The following is a 17,438-nucleotide window of genomic DNA, read 5'->3' as shown; positions in this document are numbered from 1 at the left end:
CTATATCATCCTTAATTGATTCTAAGAATTTCAATGCCTTTTAAAAGTTCCCACTTTTAAGATATGCCATAGAAAGCTTGTCTGCAATCCATAAATTCCCTTTATTATGAACCCACACCTTCTCCAAAATATACACACGCTTTATTGGAGGCAGAGAACTTAGCAGAGTTAATACTGGGGGTTGTGTACCTATTTTATTATCTTTAAAATAGATGACCAACAAATCTTCAAATATATTCAAAGCATGCTCAATAGCGCGCTTAATTTCATAGGAAGTAACACTTTGACCATAATGGGCCCCTTTATATCCAATGTTTTTTATTTTAAAAAATTTATGAGAAATACTTTTGTCTACATGCTTCTTAATCAAATTAACCTTTTCATCCAGTGTATTTTTTTCCATTCTCCTTCTGTAATGTTAGCCAACTTCAAAACCTTATTTTTAAGTGATTGATAACACCTTCTAAATATCGAAGTAGGCAATTTGCTTGCACTACTTCTCGTAATTCTGGGTTTAATAAAATCTCTATACTCATAATAATTCAGATGGAATTAGTGGTGGAATAGTAGTTTTTAAAACACTAGTATCTTGACTCAAAGCACACCAACTTTCTTTACTGAAATGACGACCATAGTTTATAAAAATAATAGTTTACTTTTTAAAACGTAGAGATATGTTACATGATATTTTTGTGATAGATTCACCTGTAATAGTGGAGCGCATAGCTCGCAGCGATGGGTAAGAGGTTTGTTACTTTATCACATTTAACTTCTTCAAGGCATTAAAGAACATCAACGGGTGGACCAATTTTCTTTTCTTGGTTGGCTATCTCACATTTTATTGAAATTTCGAGTTTTCTCCCTGTCTAGGTTCCCCAAATAACAGGGTTTGAGTTTTTACCCACTTTCTCGAAAATTTCTTATATTAGGGTAAAATTAACTGGTCTTACTTACTGGATTTAAATAAGTTTCTGTAATTTTTATAAATCTCTGTTATTGAAACCAACTGAAGCAAAAAAGCTCTTGTAAATCGTAAATACAGACATATTTTTTATTATATTAAAGCTTTGCCGTTTCTCCAATCTCCCCTTACATAAGAAGCAAATTCATCTTTAATTTCTAAATCTTGCCCATCAACGTGATCAACTATCAATATTTGCGGAATAATACCAGTATCTTCACCAATGGAATTAATTTCTTCAAATATAGTTTTGTACATTTGATTAACTGCTTTTAAATCAGAGTCCGATAATTCATTCCTATCATTCTTTTCAAATGCCCCTTGTGGAAAATATACTTGGCTAGGTTGATCAAAAAACATTGTTAACGGCATCGGCGATTGCTCTTGCGTAGCGAAATATCTTAAAAAGCTTAGAAAAAGGGCGATATGGCACGACACCCAGTTTGCTCCACTTCCCATTTCGTACAGATGAATTTTATCATTTTTTTGCAGCTGATAAACGTCGAAAGTTTCATCCATAAGTCCAAAGTTTAAATTTAACGGGCGATATTCTTCTTCAAAATCTAAAGTAAGTGATAAACGATTCATATTATACGAAAGGAATGTCTGCGCTTTTGCCTTCTTATTATCTAAATCAAACCCATTTATCTTAACTTCCAATTGAGAAATTTTTGTTTTTAAATCTGCTATATCCTCATCTACACTGTCCAACAAACCTGAATTGGCCATCTCTGAATATAATACAATTCTGGCTTTCGCGTAATTAACCTTTTCTCTTTTTGAAACAAGCTCTTTTGAATTGATAAATTTACGTTCAATATTTTTAATCTGCTGCCATACATCTTTTATTCTATTTTCTATTACTCCATGTGCATCTTTAAGCTTTCGAATATCCTCTGAAAAATCATTTGTAAACTTCCTAGTAATCTCTAACTCCTTATCAAGCCATACATAAGCTTCTATCAGTGTAGCGTCATCCTCAGAGATTTCTTCACATATACCTCCACATAAAGGACAAGAATATTCTTTTTCGAAGTTTCCAGAAATACTAGTCTGATCTTTCAATTCCTGTAACATACCAGTAAAGTTATTTCCATTTTGATTTACATCATCTAAATTATCAATTCTAAGCAACACATCTCTCTCTTGATCCCTTAATCCATCTAATTCATTATTAAGCTGACGATATCTTTCAGCGATTCCATTCTCATTGAAAAGCTGCGTTTCATCAAATTCAGGTAAATTCGAAGCAAGTTTAAGCATTTTTTGTATTGTAATATTTGAATTAAATGGAACATCTAGCAAAGCGTAATAATCTTTCAATAGAGGTTCTAAATTCTCTTTAATATATGTTGAACTTTTTTCATTTGCCTTTTGAGTCTTTTGTTTTTTCTTCAATTGAGCCTTCAAATTATTTAGCCGGATTAAATCACTGTAATATTGTTGTCCAATCATTCCTGCAAAAACAGGAAATTGCTCTATAATATCTTTTCTTTTATAATAATCAGAGAATCTGTAAAACAATGCGAATTTACTTGCCATCAAATTCTGATGTTGAAAAAGATATGATACCATATTTCTTAGAGAAGCTTTTTTTCCTTGCTTTTCACTATCAGTAACAATATTTGTTACATATAATCCCAATGCAGATTCAATCTCATATTGTGCATCCTTTACGGATAATATTGGCTTATCCTCAAAGTATTCTAGTGTTATATTATCTATTGGAAAATCTGGGGATTCTTTTAAAACATACATTTTCCCGCCACTTTCCCAATTATATCTAGCAACTACATATGTATTTTGGTTTATTAGCATGGGCATGACATAAAGATATGAAAAATCCGTTATTTTCCCTTTTGGTATGGTCGATCTTGAACTGCATAAACAATAATCTATTATTTCAACTAGAGCACTTTTACCAGTTTTAGATTCTCCCGTTACAATATTGACTCCCGGTTGCAACGGAACCCTACGCAATTCTCCTGATTTATTAAACATCATAATAGCCTTTAAATAGCTTTTCATTCTCTATCCACCCCCAAGAAATAATTCAAATGATCTTCATTAGTCTTAGCAAAAACAACGCCTAAATAATGTGCAGCCTTAATCCACTCTCTTGCAGAACTATCAAAATCCAAATATTTTATTGGCTCTATAAGTATTATTTTTTTTTCATTTATTACTATCTTCTTTTTTGAGTACAAAATCACTAACGCCTTTTTCGAAAAAGGTTTTAGCTCATTGAATCGACTTAAATATCCTGCAAGCTTCACTTTTCCTGAAACCTTAGTATCATTATTCAATTTTTCTGGTTTATTGAATAAAGTTTCCATTTTACTAGTACTTTTTGCTGAAGCTAACTTTTTTCTCGATTCAGAATGTAATAGAATAGGTAACGCCATAAATACCAATCTCATCTCACAAGGCTTATTGTATCCTGATAAAAAGCCTTGCAAGAGAACGCTATAAAAATGAGAATTCATTGATAATGCTTGTATACTTTCAATACTCATCCTTCTTCACCTACATCCCAGCTAAACTTTTTATCGTCAACAATAGTATGAATAATTCCTCTTTGAAAATAGCCCTGATTTCTAACTATTGATCCAAAATCCTTTACATCCCATCTCATAACCTCTGTATACATCAGTTTTGAAATCTTAATCTCTATATTCCTATTCATCCCTTCGGTTTCAATAACTTTACTTTCTTTTACATATTTTAATTGTCTTTTTAACTCATTTTTATATAGTGGCAAACTTTTGAGATATAAAAAATCATCTTTAAAATATTTCATAACTGTCATTTCAGCTTTCCAATAATCAGAAACCGCATCTGGAATTTGTTTATCATATTCAATTTTTCGAATGGCCTCTACAAATTCCTTATTTAGTAATGATTCTGCAGTTTGTTCAGGAATATTTACCTCTGCAAAGTCACTCGGTAACGGTTGTTCATTTGGACTTGAGTAAGCAGGCGATTCTTGCTGTAATATTTTATCAAATTCCTCTCTAGTGACCTCCCAACGGTGCGGTGGGTCTTTAACTATAGAAACAATTCGTCCAAGTAATGCCCCAATATAATTATCACGATTGTTTTCCGGAATATGTCCTATGTAGGAACTAAATTCTTTTGAAATACCTGAAATTTGATTTTGAGAGGATTCTATAGTGAATCTTGATAATATATCTAATAACTTAATCTCATCATAAATTTCTTCCGCAAAAATCTTATTGTAATACTTTCTAAAAGTTTCTTCTCTCTTTTTATTTAATTGTCCAATCGATTGCAGAACTGTGATTTTATCATTAGATTCTTTAGTGTTCCAATTATAAAAAAGAGAATCAGAAGATATTGTGGCGGTAGTGTGTAAAACCAGACTGGAAAATGTTGTAATTCTATTATGTTCTATATACCAATTAGATAAGGTTTTCCAAAAATCCACATCTCTATCAGAAAGGTTTCTTTCTCCAAAATGATGCTTTACCTCTCTCTGAAACGATTTCTTTGATATCGCCGCAACAAGACTAACATCACCATTTACCTCAATTTGCAGTTTATCCCCATTTTTCATTTTAAAGCAATCACGTAAAGCAATATAATATTGAAAAATGTCTCCAACCTTTACCAGAGTTGCATCATTTATAGATCTATTCATAATATCACCACACAATAATATATTTTGATAATTATAACATATTTATCTTTATAATGTCGTGAATTTTTCCTAGTGGACCCCTGAACTTAAGAGTATTTTCAAGTTTACCCCCTGTTTTTTTACAGGATAATTCACCTTTGATAATTGTATGTTTTCTACATTTGTCTTTCTACTCGTTTCGGTACTTCATCCTAATTCTCACCAATTATAAAGATATTCTCCGGAAGATTAAATCGTTCTATGTTTGCTTAAAATATAAATGTTAGTGCAGTCTGTATGTCAGAAAAAAAGAAGTGCCTTTTTACGCTTCTTTTTTTATAAGGTAATCAACTTTTTGATTTAAGATTTACTGTATAAAACTACTGAACCCCAAGGTTCTCATAATTCCGAAAAATAAAGGACGTCCTATATAGATTTTTGAATAGTATGAATAATAATGAGAGGTTATTCGTTTATTTAATTTTACTCTAAGTTAATTGCGCTCAAGTGGAAAGATCTTGATTTTGTGGATCACCCCATCAGCATCATGAAAACGTGTTACAATCCAAGCAACAATGCGCTGAAATATCAACCGGGTACTCCATAGACAAGAAAAACACGAAGGAAAAACATTGTAGAAGTAGATGTCATCTATGCTTTGAAGGAGCATAAAAAGGTTCAAGATGAGGTCATCGAGCTGTTAGGAGATGCTTACTATACCATAATTTTATTTTCGCTAAGATGCAACAGTAAGACGGATATCCCATAATGATTAAAAATGTGCGAGAGACCGAATGAAAAGGCTGCTAAAATAGCCGACCTAAATGAAGATTTGACTCAGCACAGTTTAAGACAAACCCATACATCACTTCTTGCCGAAACCCGTGTGTCACTTGAACAAATCATGGACCGTCTTGGTCATACCGATGACCAATCTACGAAAAATGTTTATCTACACGTTACCCAAGAAATGAAAAAAGAAGCCTCTCAAAAGTTTGGTGAACTCATGAGAAGCCTCCGTTAGTTTCTGCAATATTAGCAAACCATTCTCATCTTACTACAAAACCCAGTCATATCAAGGGGTTTTCGAGGGTGTTTACATCATGCCGCCCATACCGCCCATGCCGCCCATATCAGGCATTCCTGCGCCGCCAGCGTTTTCTTCTGGCTTGTCAGCGACAACGGCTTCTGTTGTTAAGAACATTGCAGCTACAGACGCAGCGTTTTGAAGAGCTGAGCGTGTAACTTTCGTTGGGTCAACGATACCTTTTTCGATCATGTTTACCCATTCGCCAGTTGCAGCGTTGAAGCCTACGCCGATTTCTTCGTTTTTGAGGCGTTCAACGATGACAGATCCTTCAAGACCAGCGTTGTGTGCGATTTGACGGATTGGCTCTTCAAGCGCGCGAAGCACGATGTTGATACCTGTTTGAGCATCGCCTTCAGCTTCAACTGCAGCGACTTTGTTATATACGTTGACAAGTGCTGTACCACCGCCGGATACGATGCCCTCTTCAACAGCTGCGCGAGTTGAGTTAAGGGCGTCTTCGATGCGAAGTTTACGCTCTTTCAGCTCAGTTTCAGTCGCAGCGCCGACTTTGATGACAGCTACGCCGCCAGCAAGTTTCGCAAGACGCTCTTGTAATTTTTCTCTGTCGAATTCAGAAGTTGTTTCTTCCACTTGAGCGCGGATTTGAGTCACGCGGGCAGAAATTTTGTCTGTTTCGCCAGCGCCTTCAACGATTGTTGTGTTTTCTTTTGTAACGACAACTTTAGAAGCGCGTCCCAATTGTGTGATTTGAGTAGATTTCAGGTCAAGGCCAAGATCCTCTGTGATGACTTCTCCGCCAGTAAGGACAGCGATGTCTTCAAGCATTGCTTTACGGCGGTCACCAAAGCCAGGAGCTTTAACAGCCACTGCGTTGAATGTGCCGCGAAGTTTGTTCACAACAAGTGTTGCAAGTGCTTCGCCTTCAACGTCTTCTGCGATCAGAAGCAATGGTTTGCCTTGCTGAACAACCTGCTCAAGCACAGGAAGGATTTCTTGAATGTTTGTGATTTTTTTGTCTGTGATTAAGATGTAAGGATTGTCAAGAACCGCTTCCATCTTATCTGAGTCAGTTACCATGTAAGGAGACGCATATCCGCGGTCGAATTGCATACCTTCCACAACTTCAAGCTCAGTTGTGAAGCCTTTAGACTCTTCGATTGTGATAACGCCGTCGTTTCCTACGCGCTCCATTGCTTCAGCGATAAGGCTTCCGACTTCCTCATCAGCAGCAGAGATCGCAGCAACCTGAGCGATAGACTCTTTGCCTTCGATCGGCTTAGAAATTTCTTTTAAGTTTTCGATCGCAACCGCTACAGCTTTTTCCATACCTTTACGCACGCCTACAGGGTTAGCGCCTGCTGTTACGTTTTTAAGGCCTTCACGGATCATTGCTTGCGCAAGAACTGTCGCAGTTGTTGTACCGTCACCGGCAACGTCGTTTGTTTTGCTGGCTACTTCAGCAACAAGCTTCGCACCCATGTTTTCAAACGCGTCTTCGAGTTCGATTTCTTTAGCGATTGTTACACCGTCATTTGTGATTAACGGAGAACCGAATTTTTTCTCTAGAACCACGTTGCGTCCTTTTGGTCCTAAAGTTACTTTTACAGCATCAGCAAGTGCATCGACACCGCGAAGCATTGCGCGGCGAGCTTCTTCACTAAACTTAATTTCTTTTGCCATGTTTACAAGACCTCCTCAAATGTTTTAAGTATTGTTTATTTAAGAATTAGCCGATAACAGCTAAAATGTCGCTTTCACGTAAGATTAAGTATTCAGTACCTTCGTATTTCACTTCAGTACCTGCGTATTTTGAGAAGATAATGCGGTCGCCCTCTTTTACTTCTAAAGCAACGCGCTCTCCGCTTTCTAACACGCGACCTGAACCAGCTGCCACGATTTTGCCTTCTTGCGGTTTTTCTTTTGCAGAATCCGGCAACACAATTCCGCTGGCAGTTTTTTCTTCAGATTCTACGAGTTCAATGACAACGCGATCACCTAATGGCTTTAACAATGTAATAACCTCCTCAATAGTATGAATATGTAATTTTAGCACTCGACACTAAAGAGTGCTAACACAATTCTTATAATAAAGAATCTCCCTTCCAATTTCAAGTGATAAGATAAAAATTTTTTCACGCTTACATGATTCTTTTCAGCTCCCTTTTCCCTTAGCTTTTTCACCCCCGTTCCGATTATGTTACAATAGCTGTAGATGAACGAAACCCATTTAACAAAGGAGTACATACCATTTGAGAAAACAGTATTGGTTTATTATTTTGACATATATCATCATGCAGTTTTCCGCATTAATCGGGATTCCCTTGTTATTTAAATTCGGTTATGCCGGAGGACAGCCTACAAATGAGAATATGCTGCACGCACAAGGATTATGGTCCGTTATCAGCTTTATCGCCTGTCTCGTTGTCGTTCTGCTCATTCTGAGAACTGTTCCGAAAACAACGCTGCGAAACGGCCGGAAAGACTCCGTCGGACTTTCTATCCTTTGGGCGATAGCCGGTTTTTTCATTGCCCTCTTCTCGCAAGGATTAGCAGGCTCTATTGAATATTATGTATTTGGCATCGGAAGAGAATCAGAAAATACACAAGCTATTCTGGATGTCATTCAGGCGGTCCCGCTCATGATTATGGTTTCTTCTGTCGTCGGGCCTATATTAGAAGAAATCATCTTCAGAAAAATCATTTTCGGCACACTGTACGAAAAAACGAATTTCTTCTTTGCCGGACTGATCAGCTCGGTTATTTTCGGTATTGTTCACGCTGATTTAAAGCATCTTCTTCTTTATACAGCAATGGGCTTTACCTTTGCCTTCTTGTATGCGAGAACAAAACGGATATGGGTGCCGATATTCGCCCATGTCATGATGAATACATTTGTCGTCATCATGCAGCTTGAGCCTGTTCAGAAGTACCTTGAACAGCAGAGCACACAAATGCAATTGATTATTGGAGGATTATTTTTATGAGAAACCCGGTAGTTTGGGGAATGATCTATTTTGCCGTAGGGTGCATCTTTACTTATCTTGCCGCAAGCTCGCCAGGCAGCATGTGGTCATTTTACTCCATCCTGCTGATGGTGTTCGCCGCTTACAACATCAGCATTTCTTTTAAGATGTTCGCCTTTTCATTTAAAATCAAAAAGAACCAGAAATAAAGAAAATCCATTTCTCTCATGAGAAATGGATTTTTTATGATTGCCCGGAAGACACGTCCTGATCGGCAGCACTGCTTTTCTGCGCTTTCCGATAGGCGGCCTTCGATATAAGTATACTGATTTCATATAAAATCAACAGCGGAACAGTGACCATCATATGAGACAAAAGCTCAGGCGGAGTAATCAGGGCAGCGATTACCAGCAGTGTAAAATACGCATACTTTCTGATTTTCGCTAAGAACATCGGTGTCACAATTCCAAGCCTGGTCAAAAACATGAGGATGACTGGCATTTGGAACAACAGTCCAAACGGAATCGTCAGCTGCAGAAGAAAATGAAAATACTCATTAATTCCAATTACCTGATTGACATTCAAGTCCTGAGAGATCCGCTTCATAAAATCAACAACAAAAGGAAATAAAATATAATATGAAAAAGATAAGCCCGCTAAAAAAAGCAATATAGAGATCGGAATGTAGCTGAGCGTTACTTTGCGCTCTTTCTCATAGAGACCTGGGCTCACAAAAGCCCAAATCTGATAAAGAATAATCGGTGAGGTCAGGACAATCCCGATGATAAACGCAAACTGCATAAACACGAAAAGCGGGTCTGTCAGATTAAACGCATTAAGCGTAAGCTCCTTCGCTTCATCCGTTTTTTGCAGATAAACAATCATAGGCTTCGCTAAAAAAAATCCTGCGATAAAGAAAACGACAAATGCCAGCGCCACAACCAGCAATCGTTTTCGAAGCTCAGCAATATGCTCCAGCAGCGACATTTGATTCACTTTCATTCGTGTCATCCTAACTTACTGATCTTCTTTCTTTTTTTCCTCGTCATCACTCGTTAATCCTTTAGTAGCATTTTTGAATTCACGAAGTGTGTCTCCCGCAGCTTTCCCCAACTCAGGCAGCTTTTTGGGACCGAAGATGATCAGAGCAACGATTGCGATAACAGCAAGGCTTCCAGGACCGATCGGCATATGTGGGCTCCTCCTTTCCCTCTATTCGATTTCCTCTAAAACTGAATAATGCTTCAAGAAATAAACCAGTGACTGAAGCTCTACAGCTAAATCTATATGATGAATTCGAATGTGTTCCGGCACATTCAAACGGGCCGGCGTAAAATTAAGAATTCCCTTGATTCCTAACGCGACCAATCTGTCTGTAATGGATTGAGCGGCAACTGCTGGCACTGTAAGAATGGCAACTGATTCATTTTTTACGTGTTGTTCTAGGTCATCAAGGTTATAGACAGGCACGCCGCCTACCTCAGTTCCTATTTTACTCTCATTTATATCAAAAGCCATAGAAATTTTTGTGTTATTATTTTTTGTGAAATTATAGTGAAGAAATGCCGTTCCCAAGTTCCCGACACCAATCAAGATAACGTCTGTCATCTCATCCTGATCAAGCGTTTTTCGGAAAAATGACAGTAAATAATCGACATTATATCCATATCCTTTTTTGCCAAGAGCTCCAAAATAGGAAAAATCCCTGCGAATCGTGGCAGAATCAACCTTTACGGCATCACTGAGTTCAGCGGATGAGACACGCTGTTTTCCTGACGCATGCAGATTCTTTAAAAAGCGATAGTAAAGCGGCAGCCGTTTTGCCGTCGCCTGCGGAATTTTTGATTGATCCTTATTCATTTTTGGTCCTCCAAATTATACTCGGATAGTTCTCTTTTAAAGTCACCGTTTTTCCCGCCTGTCTTCTCCAGCAAGAAAGTAGGGCCGATGACCATCCCCTTATCAAGGGCCTTGCACATATCGTAAACGGTAAGAGCACACACCGATGCAGAAGTGAGCGCTTCCATTTCCACACCTGTACTCCCTTTCGTTTTGACCTGTGCTTTTATATGAAGTATAACTTCTGCTTCTTTTATTTTCCAGTCAAACGATATATCTACCCCGCTCAGTGAAAGCGGATGGCACATCGGAATGATATTCGACGTTTGCTTTGCGGCCATAATGCCTGCAACCTGCGCAACAGCCAGTACATCTCCTTTGCCGATATCATGACTTTGTATTTTCTCGTACACTTCATTCTTCATGTGTACGCTTGAAACGGCCGCCGCAGTACGGACAGACGAAGATTTTTCGCTGATGTCTACCATCTGGGCTCTGCCCTGTTCATTAAAATGAGAAAATCCATTCATATTAAAACTCTCCTTAAACAGATCATACACTATTTTCTTCTCTATGTCTTATTCGGCCAATGTATTGTTTGCTGACTTCTGGTTCATAAGCTACACTTAACTTATTATAGCAGAGGTGAAATAATATGATGATCTTACAAGTTAATCAGCTGTCCAAATCATTTGGTGCTGATACTATTTTAAACAATATAAAGCTGGAAGTCAGAAATCGTGATCGCATCGCCATTGTTGGAAGAAATGGCGCGGGAAAATCCACGCTGCTTAAAATTATCGCAGGCCAGCTTTCGTATGAAAAGGGCGAAGTTATTAAACCGAAAGATATTACAATGGGATATCTTGCCCAGCATACGGGCTTGGATTCTAAGCTTACCATAAAAGAAGAGCTGCTGACTGTTTTTGACCACTTAAAAGAAATGGAAAAGGAAATGCGGGCTATCGAAGAAAAAATGGCGGCAGCTGATCCCGGTGAATTGGAAAGCATCATGAAAACCTATGACCGGCTTCAGCAGGAATTCAAAGATAAAGGCGGCTATCAATATGAAGCGGATGTCAGATCTGTGCTTCACGGACTCGGCTTCAGCCATTTTGACGATTCAACACAGGTGCAAAGCCTCAGCGGGGGGCAGAAAACAAGGCTTGCCCTTGGTAAGCTTCTGTTAACACAGCCTGATTTGCTCATTCTCGATGAGCCGACAAACCATCTCGATATTGATACGCTAACCTGGCTTGAACATTATTTGCAAGGCTATTCAGGCGCCATTCTCATCGTTTCGCATGACCGCTACTTTTTGGACAAAGTAGTAAACCAAGTATACGAGGTATCAAGAGCTGAAAGCAAAAAATATCACGGCAACTACAGCGCTTATCTCGACCAAAAAGCCGCGCAGTATGAAAAAGATCTTAAAGTGTATGAAAAGCAGCAGGATGAAATCGCAAAGCTTCAAGACTTCGTAGACCGAAATCTTGCGAGAGCTTCTACCACAAAAAGAGCGCAAAGCCGCCGAAAGCAGCTGGAGCGAATGGAAATCATGTCAAAACCGCTCGGCGATGAAAAATCCGCAAACTTTCATTTTGATATTACAAAACAGAGCGGAAATGAAGTCCTGCGCGTTCAGGATCTCACAATCAGCTATGAAAACCAGCCGCCGCTTTTAACAGAAGTGTCGTTCATGCTCACAAGAGGAGAAAGCGCCGCTCTTGTCGGCCCTAACGGAATCGGTAAATCGACTTTACTGAAAACATTAATGGACACCCTAAAGCCAGATCAAGGAACAATCTCATACGGCTCGAATGTCAGTGTCGGCTACTATGATCAGGAGCAGGCTGAACTGACTTCCTCTAAACGCGTCCTTGATGAGCTGTGGGATGAGTACCCTGGTCTTCCGGAGAAAGAAATCCGAACTTGTCTCGGCAATTTCTTATTCTCCGGAGATGATGTACTGAAACCCGTCCATTCACTGAGCGGGGGTGAGAAAGCAAGATTGGCCCTTGCTAAGCTGATGCTTCAAAAAGCTAATTTTCTCATCCTTGATGAACCGACGAACCATCTGGACTTAGACAGCAAAGAAGTTCTTGAAAACGCGCTGATTGATTATCCAGGCACACTGTTATTTGTCTCTCATGACAGATATTTTATTAACAGAATCGCCACAAGAGTATTGGAGCTTTCTTCAAATCATATAGAAGAGTATCTGGGAGATTACGATTATTATACGGAGAAAAAAACAGAGCAGCTTGAATTGGAGAAAATGAATCAGCAAGAGGAAATAGAAAAAACGCCTGCTGCGGTAAAGTCTGACTCCAAACGTTCTTACGAGGAAGAAAAAGAATGGAAAAAGAAAGAGCGCCAACGGCTCCGCCGGATTGAAGAAATTGAAACCACTGTTCAAACTATTGAAGAAAACATTAGTCATAACGATGAATTGCTATGTGATCCGGAAGTCTATCAAGACCATGAAAAGGTACAAGCCATCCATGCAGACAACGAGAAACTCAATCAGGAGCTGGAAACTCTTTTGTCTGAATGGGAAGAACTATCCACAGAAGAAGATTAAAAAAGTCAAGCACCTCTTTTTAGAGGTGCTTTTTTATCCACAGAAAATAACCTTATAAACAAACAAAGTAAACGCTTTATACACATTATCCACAAAATATTCTGAATTTATCCACTTTATTAACAGTGTCTTCAGCCCTTTATCCATCGATATCTTCATAATTACTAACAGATATGTGGATAAATTTAGAATTACCTGTTAATAACAGATAAAAAGCCTCACTCCGTTAGGTCGTGAGACTTTGATAAGAAGTCAATTCAAGGCCAGGCTGGCCATTCATATCATATGCACCGCGAATTCCCTTCTCAAAAGCAATTGTACCAGCTGCAGCGATCATCGCAGCATTATCTGTACATAATGCTAACGGAGGAATGACAAGCGTAATCCCCTCATGCTGGGCAAATTCCTTTTCTAATGCAGCTCTGAGGCCTCTATTTGCAGCTACTCCTCCAGCTAAAAGGACTTGTTTGACACCATATTCCTTTGCCGCACGCGCCGTTTTTGTTACCAAGACATCTATTACACTATTTTGGAAACTGGCAGACAAATCTTCCGGAGCAATCTCCTGTCCTTTTTGAGACGCATTATGAAGCGTATTAATCACCGCAGACTTCAACCCGCTGAAACTGAAATTGTAGGAGCCTTCTTCAAGCCAAGCGCGAGGAAGCGGAATATTGTCATTCCCTTTTTCAGCAAGCTTGTCAATTTGCGGCCCACCCGGATATGGCAGTCCCATCGTTCGAGCCACTTTGTCGTAAGCTTCTCCTGCTGCATCATCGAGAGTTTCCCCAATGACTTCAAATGATCCGTGTTCCTTCATATAAACCAATTCTGTATGGCCTCCTGAAACAACCAATGCCAGTGCTGGAAACACGATGTCTTCCACAAGGCGGTTCGCGTATATATGACCGGCTATATGATGGACGCCTACTAACGGAATGTTATGCGCAAAGCTCAATGCTTTAGCAGCGTTCACTCCGATAAGAAGCGCTCCCACCAGTCCTGGACCTTCAGTTACTGCAATCGCATCAATATCACTATACGTCATGCCAGCTTTACGAAAAGCCTCTTCTATGACCAAAGTGATTTGCTCAACATGATGTCTTGATGCAATTTCCGGAACAACGCCTCCGAAGCGCTTATGGCTTTCAATTTGAGAGGCCACTACGTTCGAAATGATTTCTTTCCCGTTTTTTACGATAGCTGCCGCTGTCTCATCACAGCTTGTTTCAATTCCTAATACGTAAATCTCTTTTTGCTCACTCATTTATCGTCACCCACATAATTAACGCATCTTCCCCGTTATCAGTATAATAGTTCTTTCTTATTCCGCCGGGCTGCATCCCGAACTTTCTATATAAGCCTTGAGCAGGATGATTAGAAACCCTCACTTCAAGCGAAAGCCGCCTTGCGTCTTTTTCTTTGCACAGTTCAACCGCTGAACGAAAAAGTGCTTCTCCTAAAGACTGGCCGCGATACTCCGGTTTTATTGCTATATTTGTAATTTGAGCGTCGTCCATCACAATCCAAATCCCGCAATACCCAGCAACATGGCCATCCTTTTCAATCACGAGATAATGAGCATACGGATTTTCCAGCAGCTCATGATAAAACGACTCCTTTGTCCAAGGAGACGTAAAGGAGGATGTTTCAATTTCGTATACGTGATCAATATCATCAAGCCGCATGTTTCTGACCGCTGCTTTTGTTTTCATCCTATCACCCTACTTTTGACTTTCAATCCATTTCGCTTCAGCTTCTGCCAGCCGTAAGTAATCAGGGACAAGTCCGTGAACATCAGCTGCTTCCTTTTCCGCCCCTAGATAAGCCAATTCTGAAGGGCGTGGGTTATGCTGAGCAGCAGCTCCAATGAACCCTTTTGTCCCAAGCACATCCCCTATCATCTGCTTGTGAATAGAAGTATCGTGACCTAAAAACAAAACAGGGCGATCCTTTTCTTTTAGCATCTTCAGCCATTCGGCCAGCATCACATTTTGATCAGGAACAACTTGCTCCAAAAGCCCGTTTTTATATTCATAAAGACCTGTATACACCTGTCCACGTCTTGCATCAAAGATAGGACTGATCAGACCGTCGAAATGCCGGCCATTTGCCGCAAGCGCCTCAAGGCTTGATACAGCAGAAATCGGAATGTGTAAAGACCAGGCAAGCGTTTTGGCGAGCGTCACACCTATTCTTACTCCTGTGTATGAACCAGGGCCTTTTGCAACAACAATTTTAGAAAGGTCCTGCGGTGTCATATCACATTCTTTCAGCAATGAATGAACAGCAGGCATCGCTCTAACAGAGTGGTTCTTTTTCAAATATGTAATGTATTCTGCTATGACGGTGTCTTCTCGAAGCAGCGCAATGCCTAACGTGTAATTTGAAGTATCAATTGCTAATATTGTCATGTCCACTTATCTCCTCACAAAGCATTTCATACCGATTTCCAACGGCAGTAAAGGTAATTTCACGCTCATCATCACCAGCTCTTTTGATGACAATTTGCAATCGCTCCTGCGGAAGCTGCTCTTCAATTAAATGTGCCCATTCCACGAGACAGACACCTTGTCCGTGAAAATATTCATCAAGTCCCAAATCTTCACTTTCGTCTTCCATTCTGTACACATCCATATGATAAAGAGGAAGTGTGCCATCGTGATATTCTTTTATAATTGTAAAAGTCGGACTGTTTACAACACGTGTAATGCCAAGTCCTTCTGCAAAGCCTTTTGTAAAAGTCGTTTTTCCGGCTCCTAAATCACCCTCTACTGTTAGGACGTCTCCCGGTTTAGCAAACGATGCCGTCAGCTTAGCAATTGCTTTTGTTTCTTCAGGATTTACAGTTCTCCACTTTAATTGCTTCACATGAGTCACCCGTCTTATTTAAAATGATTATATCCTTTTTTCTCTAAGGTCATTGTTGTTTTTTCTGTTTTTAGGATCACGTTGGATTTTGTTCTTTCCCTGACATGGCCAATCTTTGTAATGGGTAGTTGCCGTGTTTTGCACTCCTGCTTCAACACTTCCCATTCCTCCTTTGTAACCGTCCCTGTCAGCTCAAAATCCTCACCGCCAAACAAAGCCCATTCTTTCCAGTTAGGATGAAGCTTAGGCAAATCAGAATGGACTGGAAGCATGCTTTCATCAATTTCAATTGAAACACAGCTGGCTTCTGCAAGTTCATTCAGTTCACTAGCTAATCCGTCACTGATATCATTCAAAGCTGCCCGCTTCAACCCCGAGCATAATCTGCCGACGCTTACTCTTGGCTGAGGCCGTTTATGCTTGTTGATAAAGTAACCCGCTTCAACACTTGAGTTTTGAGGATTGGTTTCTTCAAGCAATAAAGACAATCCTGCTGCAGAAGAACCAACTTCCCCGGTTACAAACACAATATCATTCGGTCTTGCCAAGCTGCGCAAACAGGCCCGTCCCTTTTCCACTTCACCGATCACAGTGACCGTTACAACTAATTTGTCAGAGGTAGAGACTGTGTCGCCGCCAATCAGATCCATATGATATAGTTTCGCCAGTTCATTCATTCCTTCATACATTGCCTTGATTTCAGATTCCGTCCATTTTGAAGGGACCGCAAGTGATACCAAATAAAATTTAGGAATGCCTCCCATCGCGGCAATATCACTTATATTAACGGCTAACGCCTTATACCCGATATCTTCAGGTGAGGAATAGTGTAATTTAAAGTGCACATCTTCTACCATAGTATCAACACAAACAATTTCCTGAACGCCGTGTTTCGCAGTGTAGAGTGCTGCATCATCACCTATTCCTACATCAACGGAAGAATGGTGAATGGTCCGCGGAGTAATGCTATGTATCAAATCAAATTCATCCATGAACCAAAACCTCCTTTCAACCTGCTTATGCCTATATGGCTCTTCCTAGTGTATCGAATTTTGCTGGAATATCCAAGATATTGCCGATATAAAGAAAGCTTGGCTATGACACCAAGCAGAAGATACAGTAAAAGAAAACACAAAAAAAAACGAAAACATGATCGTTTCGTTTACAATAATGGCGGTCCGGACGGGACTCGAACCCGCGACCTCCTGCGTGACAGGCAGGCATTCTAACCAACTGAACTACCGGACCATATTTGTATAAAATGATTTTGGCTGCACCCTTGGGGCACTTCTTATATCATTTATATATTTGGTTGCGGGGGCAGGATTTGAACCTGCGACCTTCGGGTTATGAGCCCGACGAGCTACCGAACTGCTCCACCCCGCGATGATAATAATTTAAGATTAAAGCTTGGCGGCGTCCTACTCTCACAGGGGGAAACCCCCGACTACCATCGGCGCTGAAGAGCTTAACTTCCGTGTTCGGTATGGGAACGGGTGTGACCTCTTCGCTATCGCCACCAAACAAAT

At 39.7% G+C, this 17,438-nt stretch carries 19 protein-coding genes, 2 tRNA genes and 1 rRNA gene; 4 read left to right on the top strand and 18 right to left on the bottom strand.

Annotated elements, in window-relative coordinates:
• Positions 1-40: 40 nt before the first annotated feature.
• From M0696_RS03420 to M0696_RS03405, 4 genes are all read right to left on the bottom strand, one after another.
• Complete coding sequence (locus M0696_RS03420; RefSeq protein WP_248602497.1) at positions 41-403, bottom strand: hypothetical protein; 363 nt, start codon at positions 401-403, stop codon at positions 41-43.
• A gap of 651 nt (positions 404-1,054) precedes the next feature.
• Positions 1,055-2,989, bottom strand: coding sequence for a DUF3732 domain-containing protein (locus tag M0696_RS03415; protein ID WP_248602496.1), 1,935 nt, complete (start codon positions 2,987-2,989; stop codon positions 1,055-1,057).
• A complete protein-coding gene (locus tag M0696_RS03410) occupies positions 2,986-3,477 on the bottom strand; it encodes a three component ABC system middle component (protein WP_035175002.1) in 492 nt (163 codons plus the stop codon). The genes M0696_RS03415 and M0696_RS03410 overlap by 4 nt, the downstream gene beginning before the upstream one ends.
• A complete protein-coding gene (locus M0696_RS03405) occupies positions 3,474-4,622 on the bottom strand; it encodes a hypothetical protein (RefSeq protein ID WP_248602495.1) in 1,149 nt (382 codons plus the stop codon). The genes M0696_RS03410 and M0696_RS03405 overlap by 4 nt, the downstream gene beginning before the upstream one ends.
• A gap of 757 nt (positions 4,623-5,379) precedes the next feature.
• Here M0696_RS03405 and M0696_RS03400 point away from each other — a divergent pair.
• Positions 5,380-5,625 (top strand): tyrosine-type recombinase/integrase, encoded by a 246-nt coding sequence (locus M0696_RS03400; protein WP_248602494.1) that lies wholly within the window; start codon positions 5,380-5,382, stop codon positions 5,623-5,625.
• A gap of 72 nt (positions 5,626-5,697) precedes the next feature.
• On the opposite strand, the gene groL is transcribed toward M0696_RS03400, so the two are convergent.
• Positions 5,698-7,332: a chaperonin GroEL gene (gene groL, locus M0696_RS03395; protein WP_014112882.1), complete on the bottom strand. Its 1,635-nt coding sequence runs from the start codon at positions 7,330-7,332 to the stop codon at positions 5,698-5,700.
• Positions 7,333-7,378: 46 nt separating this feature from the next.
• Positions 7,379-7,663 (bottom strand): co-chaperone GroES, encoded by a 285-nt coding sequence (groES, locus tag M0696_RS03390; RefSeq protein ID WP_003155970.1) that lies wholly within the window; start codon positions 7,661-7,663, stop codon positions 7,379-7,381.
• A 238-nt stretch (positions 7,664-7,901) separates the two neighbouring features.
• Here groES and M0696_RS03385 point away from each other — a divergent pair, with 238 nt between their 5' ends.
• Both M0696_RS03385 and M0696_RS03380 read left to right on the top strand, forming a co-directional pair.
• Positions 7,902-8,636, top strand: a complete 735-nt coding sequence (locus M0696_RS03385) for a CPBP family intramembrane glutamic endopeptidase (protein WP_004397818.1) — start codon at positions 7,902-7,904, stop codon at positions 8,634-8,636.
• The gene (locus M0696_RS03380) at positions 8,633-8,824 is read left to right on the top strand and encodes a YdiK family protein (protein WP_003225680.1); all 192 of its coding nucleotides are present in this window, start codon (positions 8,633-8,635) and stop codon (positions 8,822-8,824) included. The genes M0696_RS03385 and M0696_RS03380 overlap by 4 nt, the downstream gene beginning before the upstream one ends.
• Before the next feature lie 34 nt (positions 8,825-8,858).
• On the opposite strand, the gene tatC is transcribed toward M0696_RS03380, so the two are convergent.
• The 4 genes from tatC to moaC are packed head-to-tail and all read right to left on the bottom strand — an operon-like array spanning position 8,859 to position 10,984.
• Positions 8,859-9,626 carry a twin-arginine translocase subunit TatC gene (gene tatC / locus M0696_RS03375; protein WP_166854104.1) on the bottom strand — a complete coding sequence of 256 codons (768 nt, stop codon included), beginning with the start codon at positions 9,624-9,626 and terminating at the stop codon, positions 8,859-8,861.
• A gap of 6 nt (positions 9,627-9,632) precedes the next feature.
• The gene (gene tatAY / locus M0696_RS03370) at positions 9,633-9,806 is read right to left on the bottom strand and encodes a sec-independent protein translocase protein TatAY (protein WP_003225684.1); all 174 of its coding nucleotides are present in this window, start codon (positions 9,804-9,806) and stop codon (positions 9,633-9,635) included.
• Positions 9,807-9,827: 21 nt separating this feature from the next.
• The gene (locus M0696_RS03365) at positions 9,828-10,475 is read right to left on the bottom strand and encodes a redox-sensing transcriptional repressor Rex (protein WP_003225686.1); all 648 of its coding nucleotides are present in this window, start codon (positions 10,473-10,475) and stop codon (positions 9,828-9,830) included.
• Positions 10,472-10,984, bottom strand: a complete 513-nt coding sequence (gene moaC, locus M0696_RS03360) for a cyclic pyranopterin monophosphate synthase MoaC (protein ID WP_166854105.1) — start codon at positions 10,982-10,984, stop codon at positions 10,472-10,474. Before moaC ends, M0696_RS03365 begins: the two co-directional genes overlap by 4 nt.
• Positions 10,985-11,109: 125 nt before the next feature.
• Here moaC and M0696_RS03355 point away from each other — a divergent pair, with 125 nt between their 5' ends.
• The gene (locus M0696_RS03355) at positions 11,110-13,038 is read left to right on the top strand and encodes an ABC-F family ATP-binding cassette domain-containing protein (RefSeq protein WP_248602493.1); all 1,929 of its coding nucleotides are present in this window, start codon (positions 11,110-11,112) and stop codon (positions 13,036-13,038) included.
• A 226-nt stretch (positions 13,039-13,264) separates the two neighbouring features.
• Here M0696_RS03355 and tsaD read toward each other — a convergent pair whose 3' ends face one another.
• The 8 genes from tsaD to rrf all read right to left on the bottom strand — a co-directional run bounded on the left by tsaD (position 13,265) and on the right by rrf (position 17,433).
• Positions 13,265-14,305, bottom strand: coding sequence for a tRNA (adenosine(37)-N6)-threonylcarbamoyltransferase complex transferase subunit TsaD (gene tsaD, locus M0696_RS03350; protein WP_166854107.1), 1,041 nt, complete (start codon positions 14,303-14,305; stop codon positions 13,265-13,267).
• The gene (rimI, locus tag M0696_RS03345; RefSeq protein ID WP_166854108.1) at positions 14,298-14,753 is read right to left on the bottom strand and encodes a ribosomal protein S18-alanine N-acetyltransferase; all 456 of its coding nucleotides are present in this window, start codon (positions 14,751-14,753) and stop codon (positions 14,298-14,300) included. Before rimI ends, tsaD begins: the two co-directional genes overlap by 8 nt.
• 9 nt (positions 14,754-14,762) lie before the next feature.
• Positions 14,763-15,452 carry a tRNA (adenosine(37)-N6)-threonylcarbamoyltransferase complex dimerization subunit type 1 TsaB gene (tsaB, locus tag M0696_RS03340; RefSeq protein WP_222143661.1) on the bottom strand — a complete coding sequence of 230 codons (690 nt, stop codon included), beginning with the start codon at positions 15,450-15,452 and terminating at the stop codon, positions 14,763-14,765.
• Positions 15,433-15,909 (bottom strand): tRNA (adenosine(37)-N6)-threonylcarbamoyltransferase complex ATPase subunit type 1 TsaE, encoded by a 477-nt coding sequence (gene tsaE, locus M0696_RS03335; RefSeq protein ID WP_222143660.1) that lies wholly within the window; start codon positions 15,907-15,909, stop codon positions 15,433-15,435. The genes tsaB and tsaE overlap by 20 nt, the downstream gene beginning before the upstream one ends.
• 14 nt (positions 15,910-15,923) lie before the next feature.
• A complete protein-coding gene (gene thiL, locus M0696_RS03330; protein WP_248602492.1) occupies positions 15,924-16,901 on the bottom strand; it encodes a thiamine-phosphate kinase in 978 nt (325 codons plus the stop codon).
• Between the two features lie 179 nt (positions 16,902-17,080).
• Positions 17,081-17,157, bottom strand: a tRNA-Asp gene (locus M0696_RS03325).
• Positions 17,158-17,218: 61 nt separating this feature from the next.
• Positions 17,219-17,295: transfer RNA gene (locus M0696_RS03320), tRNA-Met, on the bottom strand.
• Positions 17,296-17,317: 22 nt separating this feature from the next.
• Positions 17,318-17,433: ribosomal RNA gene (gene rrf, locus M0696_RS03315) — 5S ribosomal RNA — on the bottom strand.
• Positions 17,434-17,438 lie beyond the last annotated feature (5 nt).

The organism is Bacillus rugosus (genome assembly GCF_023238245.1).
Lineage (GTDB): Bacteria > Bacillota > Bacilli > Bacillales > Bacillaceae > Bacillus > Bacillus rugosus.
This window is presented reverse-complemented; position numbering and strand designations above follow the sequence as displayed.

Bases quoted from the DNA above. Each gene is read 5' to 3' on its own strand.
- M0696_RS03420 (WP_248602497.1), bottom strand. From the start codon at position 403: ATGGAAAAAAATACACTGGATGAAAAGGTTAATTTGATTAAGAAGCAT.
- M0696_RS03415 (WP_248602496.1), bottom strand. From the start codon at position 2,989: ATGAAAAGCTATTTAAAGGCTATTATGATGTTTAATAAATCAGGAGAA.
- M0696_RS03410 (WP_035175002.1), bottom strand. From the start codon at position 3,477: ATGAGTATTGAAAGTATACAAGCATTATCAATGAATTCTCATTTTTAT.
- M0696_RS03405 (WP_248602495.1), bottom strand. From the start codon at position 4,622: ATGAATAGATCTATAAATGATGCAACTCTGGTAAAGGTTGGAGACATT.
- M0696_RS03400 (WP_248602494.1), top strand. From the start codon at position 5,380: ATGTGCGAGAGACCGAATGAAAAGGCTGCTAAAATAGCCGACCTAAAT.
- groL (WP_014112882.1), bottom strand. From the start codon at position 7,332: ATGGCAAAAGAAATTAAGTTTAGTGAAGAAGCTCGCCGCGCAATGCTT.
- M0696_RS03380 (WP_003225680.1), top strand. From the start codon at position 8,633: ATGAGAAACCCGGTAGTTTGGGGAATGATCTATTTTGCCGTAGGGTGC.
- tatC (WP_166854104.1), bottom strand. From the start codon at position 9,626: ATGACACGAATGAAAGTGAATCAAATGTCGCTGCTGGAGCATATTGCT.
- tatAY (WP_003225684.1), bottom strand. From the start codon at position 9,806: ATGCCGATCGGTCCTGGAAGCCTTGCTGTTATCGCAATCGTTGCTCTG.
- M0696_RS03365 (WP_003225686.1), bottom strand. From the start codon at position 10,475: ATGAATAAGGATCAATCAAAAATTCCGCAGGCGACGGCAAAACGGCTG.
- moaC (WP_166854105.1), bottom strand. From the start codon at position 10,984: ATGAATGGATTTTCTCATTTTAATGAACAGGGCAGAGCCCAGATGGTA.
- M0696_RS03355 (WP_248602493.1), top strand. From the start codon at position 11,110: ATGATGATCTTACAAGTTAATCAGCTGTCCAAATCATTTGGTGCTGAT.
- tsaD (WP_166854107.1), bottom strand. From the start codon at position 14,305: ATGAGTGAGCAAAAAGAGATTTACGTATTAGGAATTGAAACAAGCTGT.
- rimI (WP_166854108.1), bottom strand. From the start codon at position 14,753: ATGAAAACAAAAGCAGCGGTCAGAAACATGCGGCTTGATGATATTGAT.
- tsaB (WP_222143661.1), bottom strand. From the start codon at position 15,452: ATGACAATATTAGCAATTGATACTTCAAATTACACGTTAGGCATTGCG.
- thiL (WP_248602492.1), bottom strand. From the start codon at position 16,901: ATGGATGAATTTGATTTGATACATAGCATTACTCCGCGGACCATTCAC.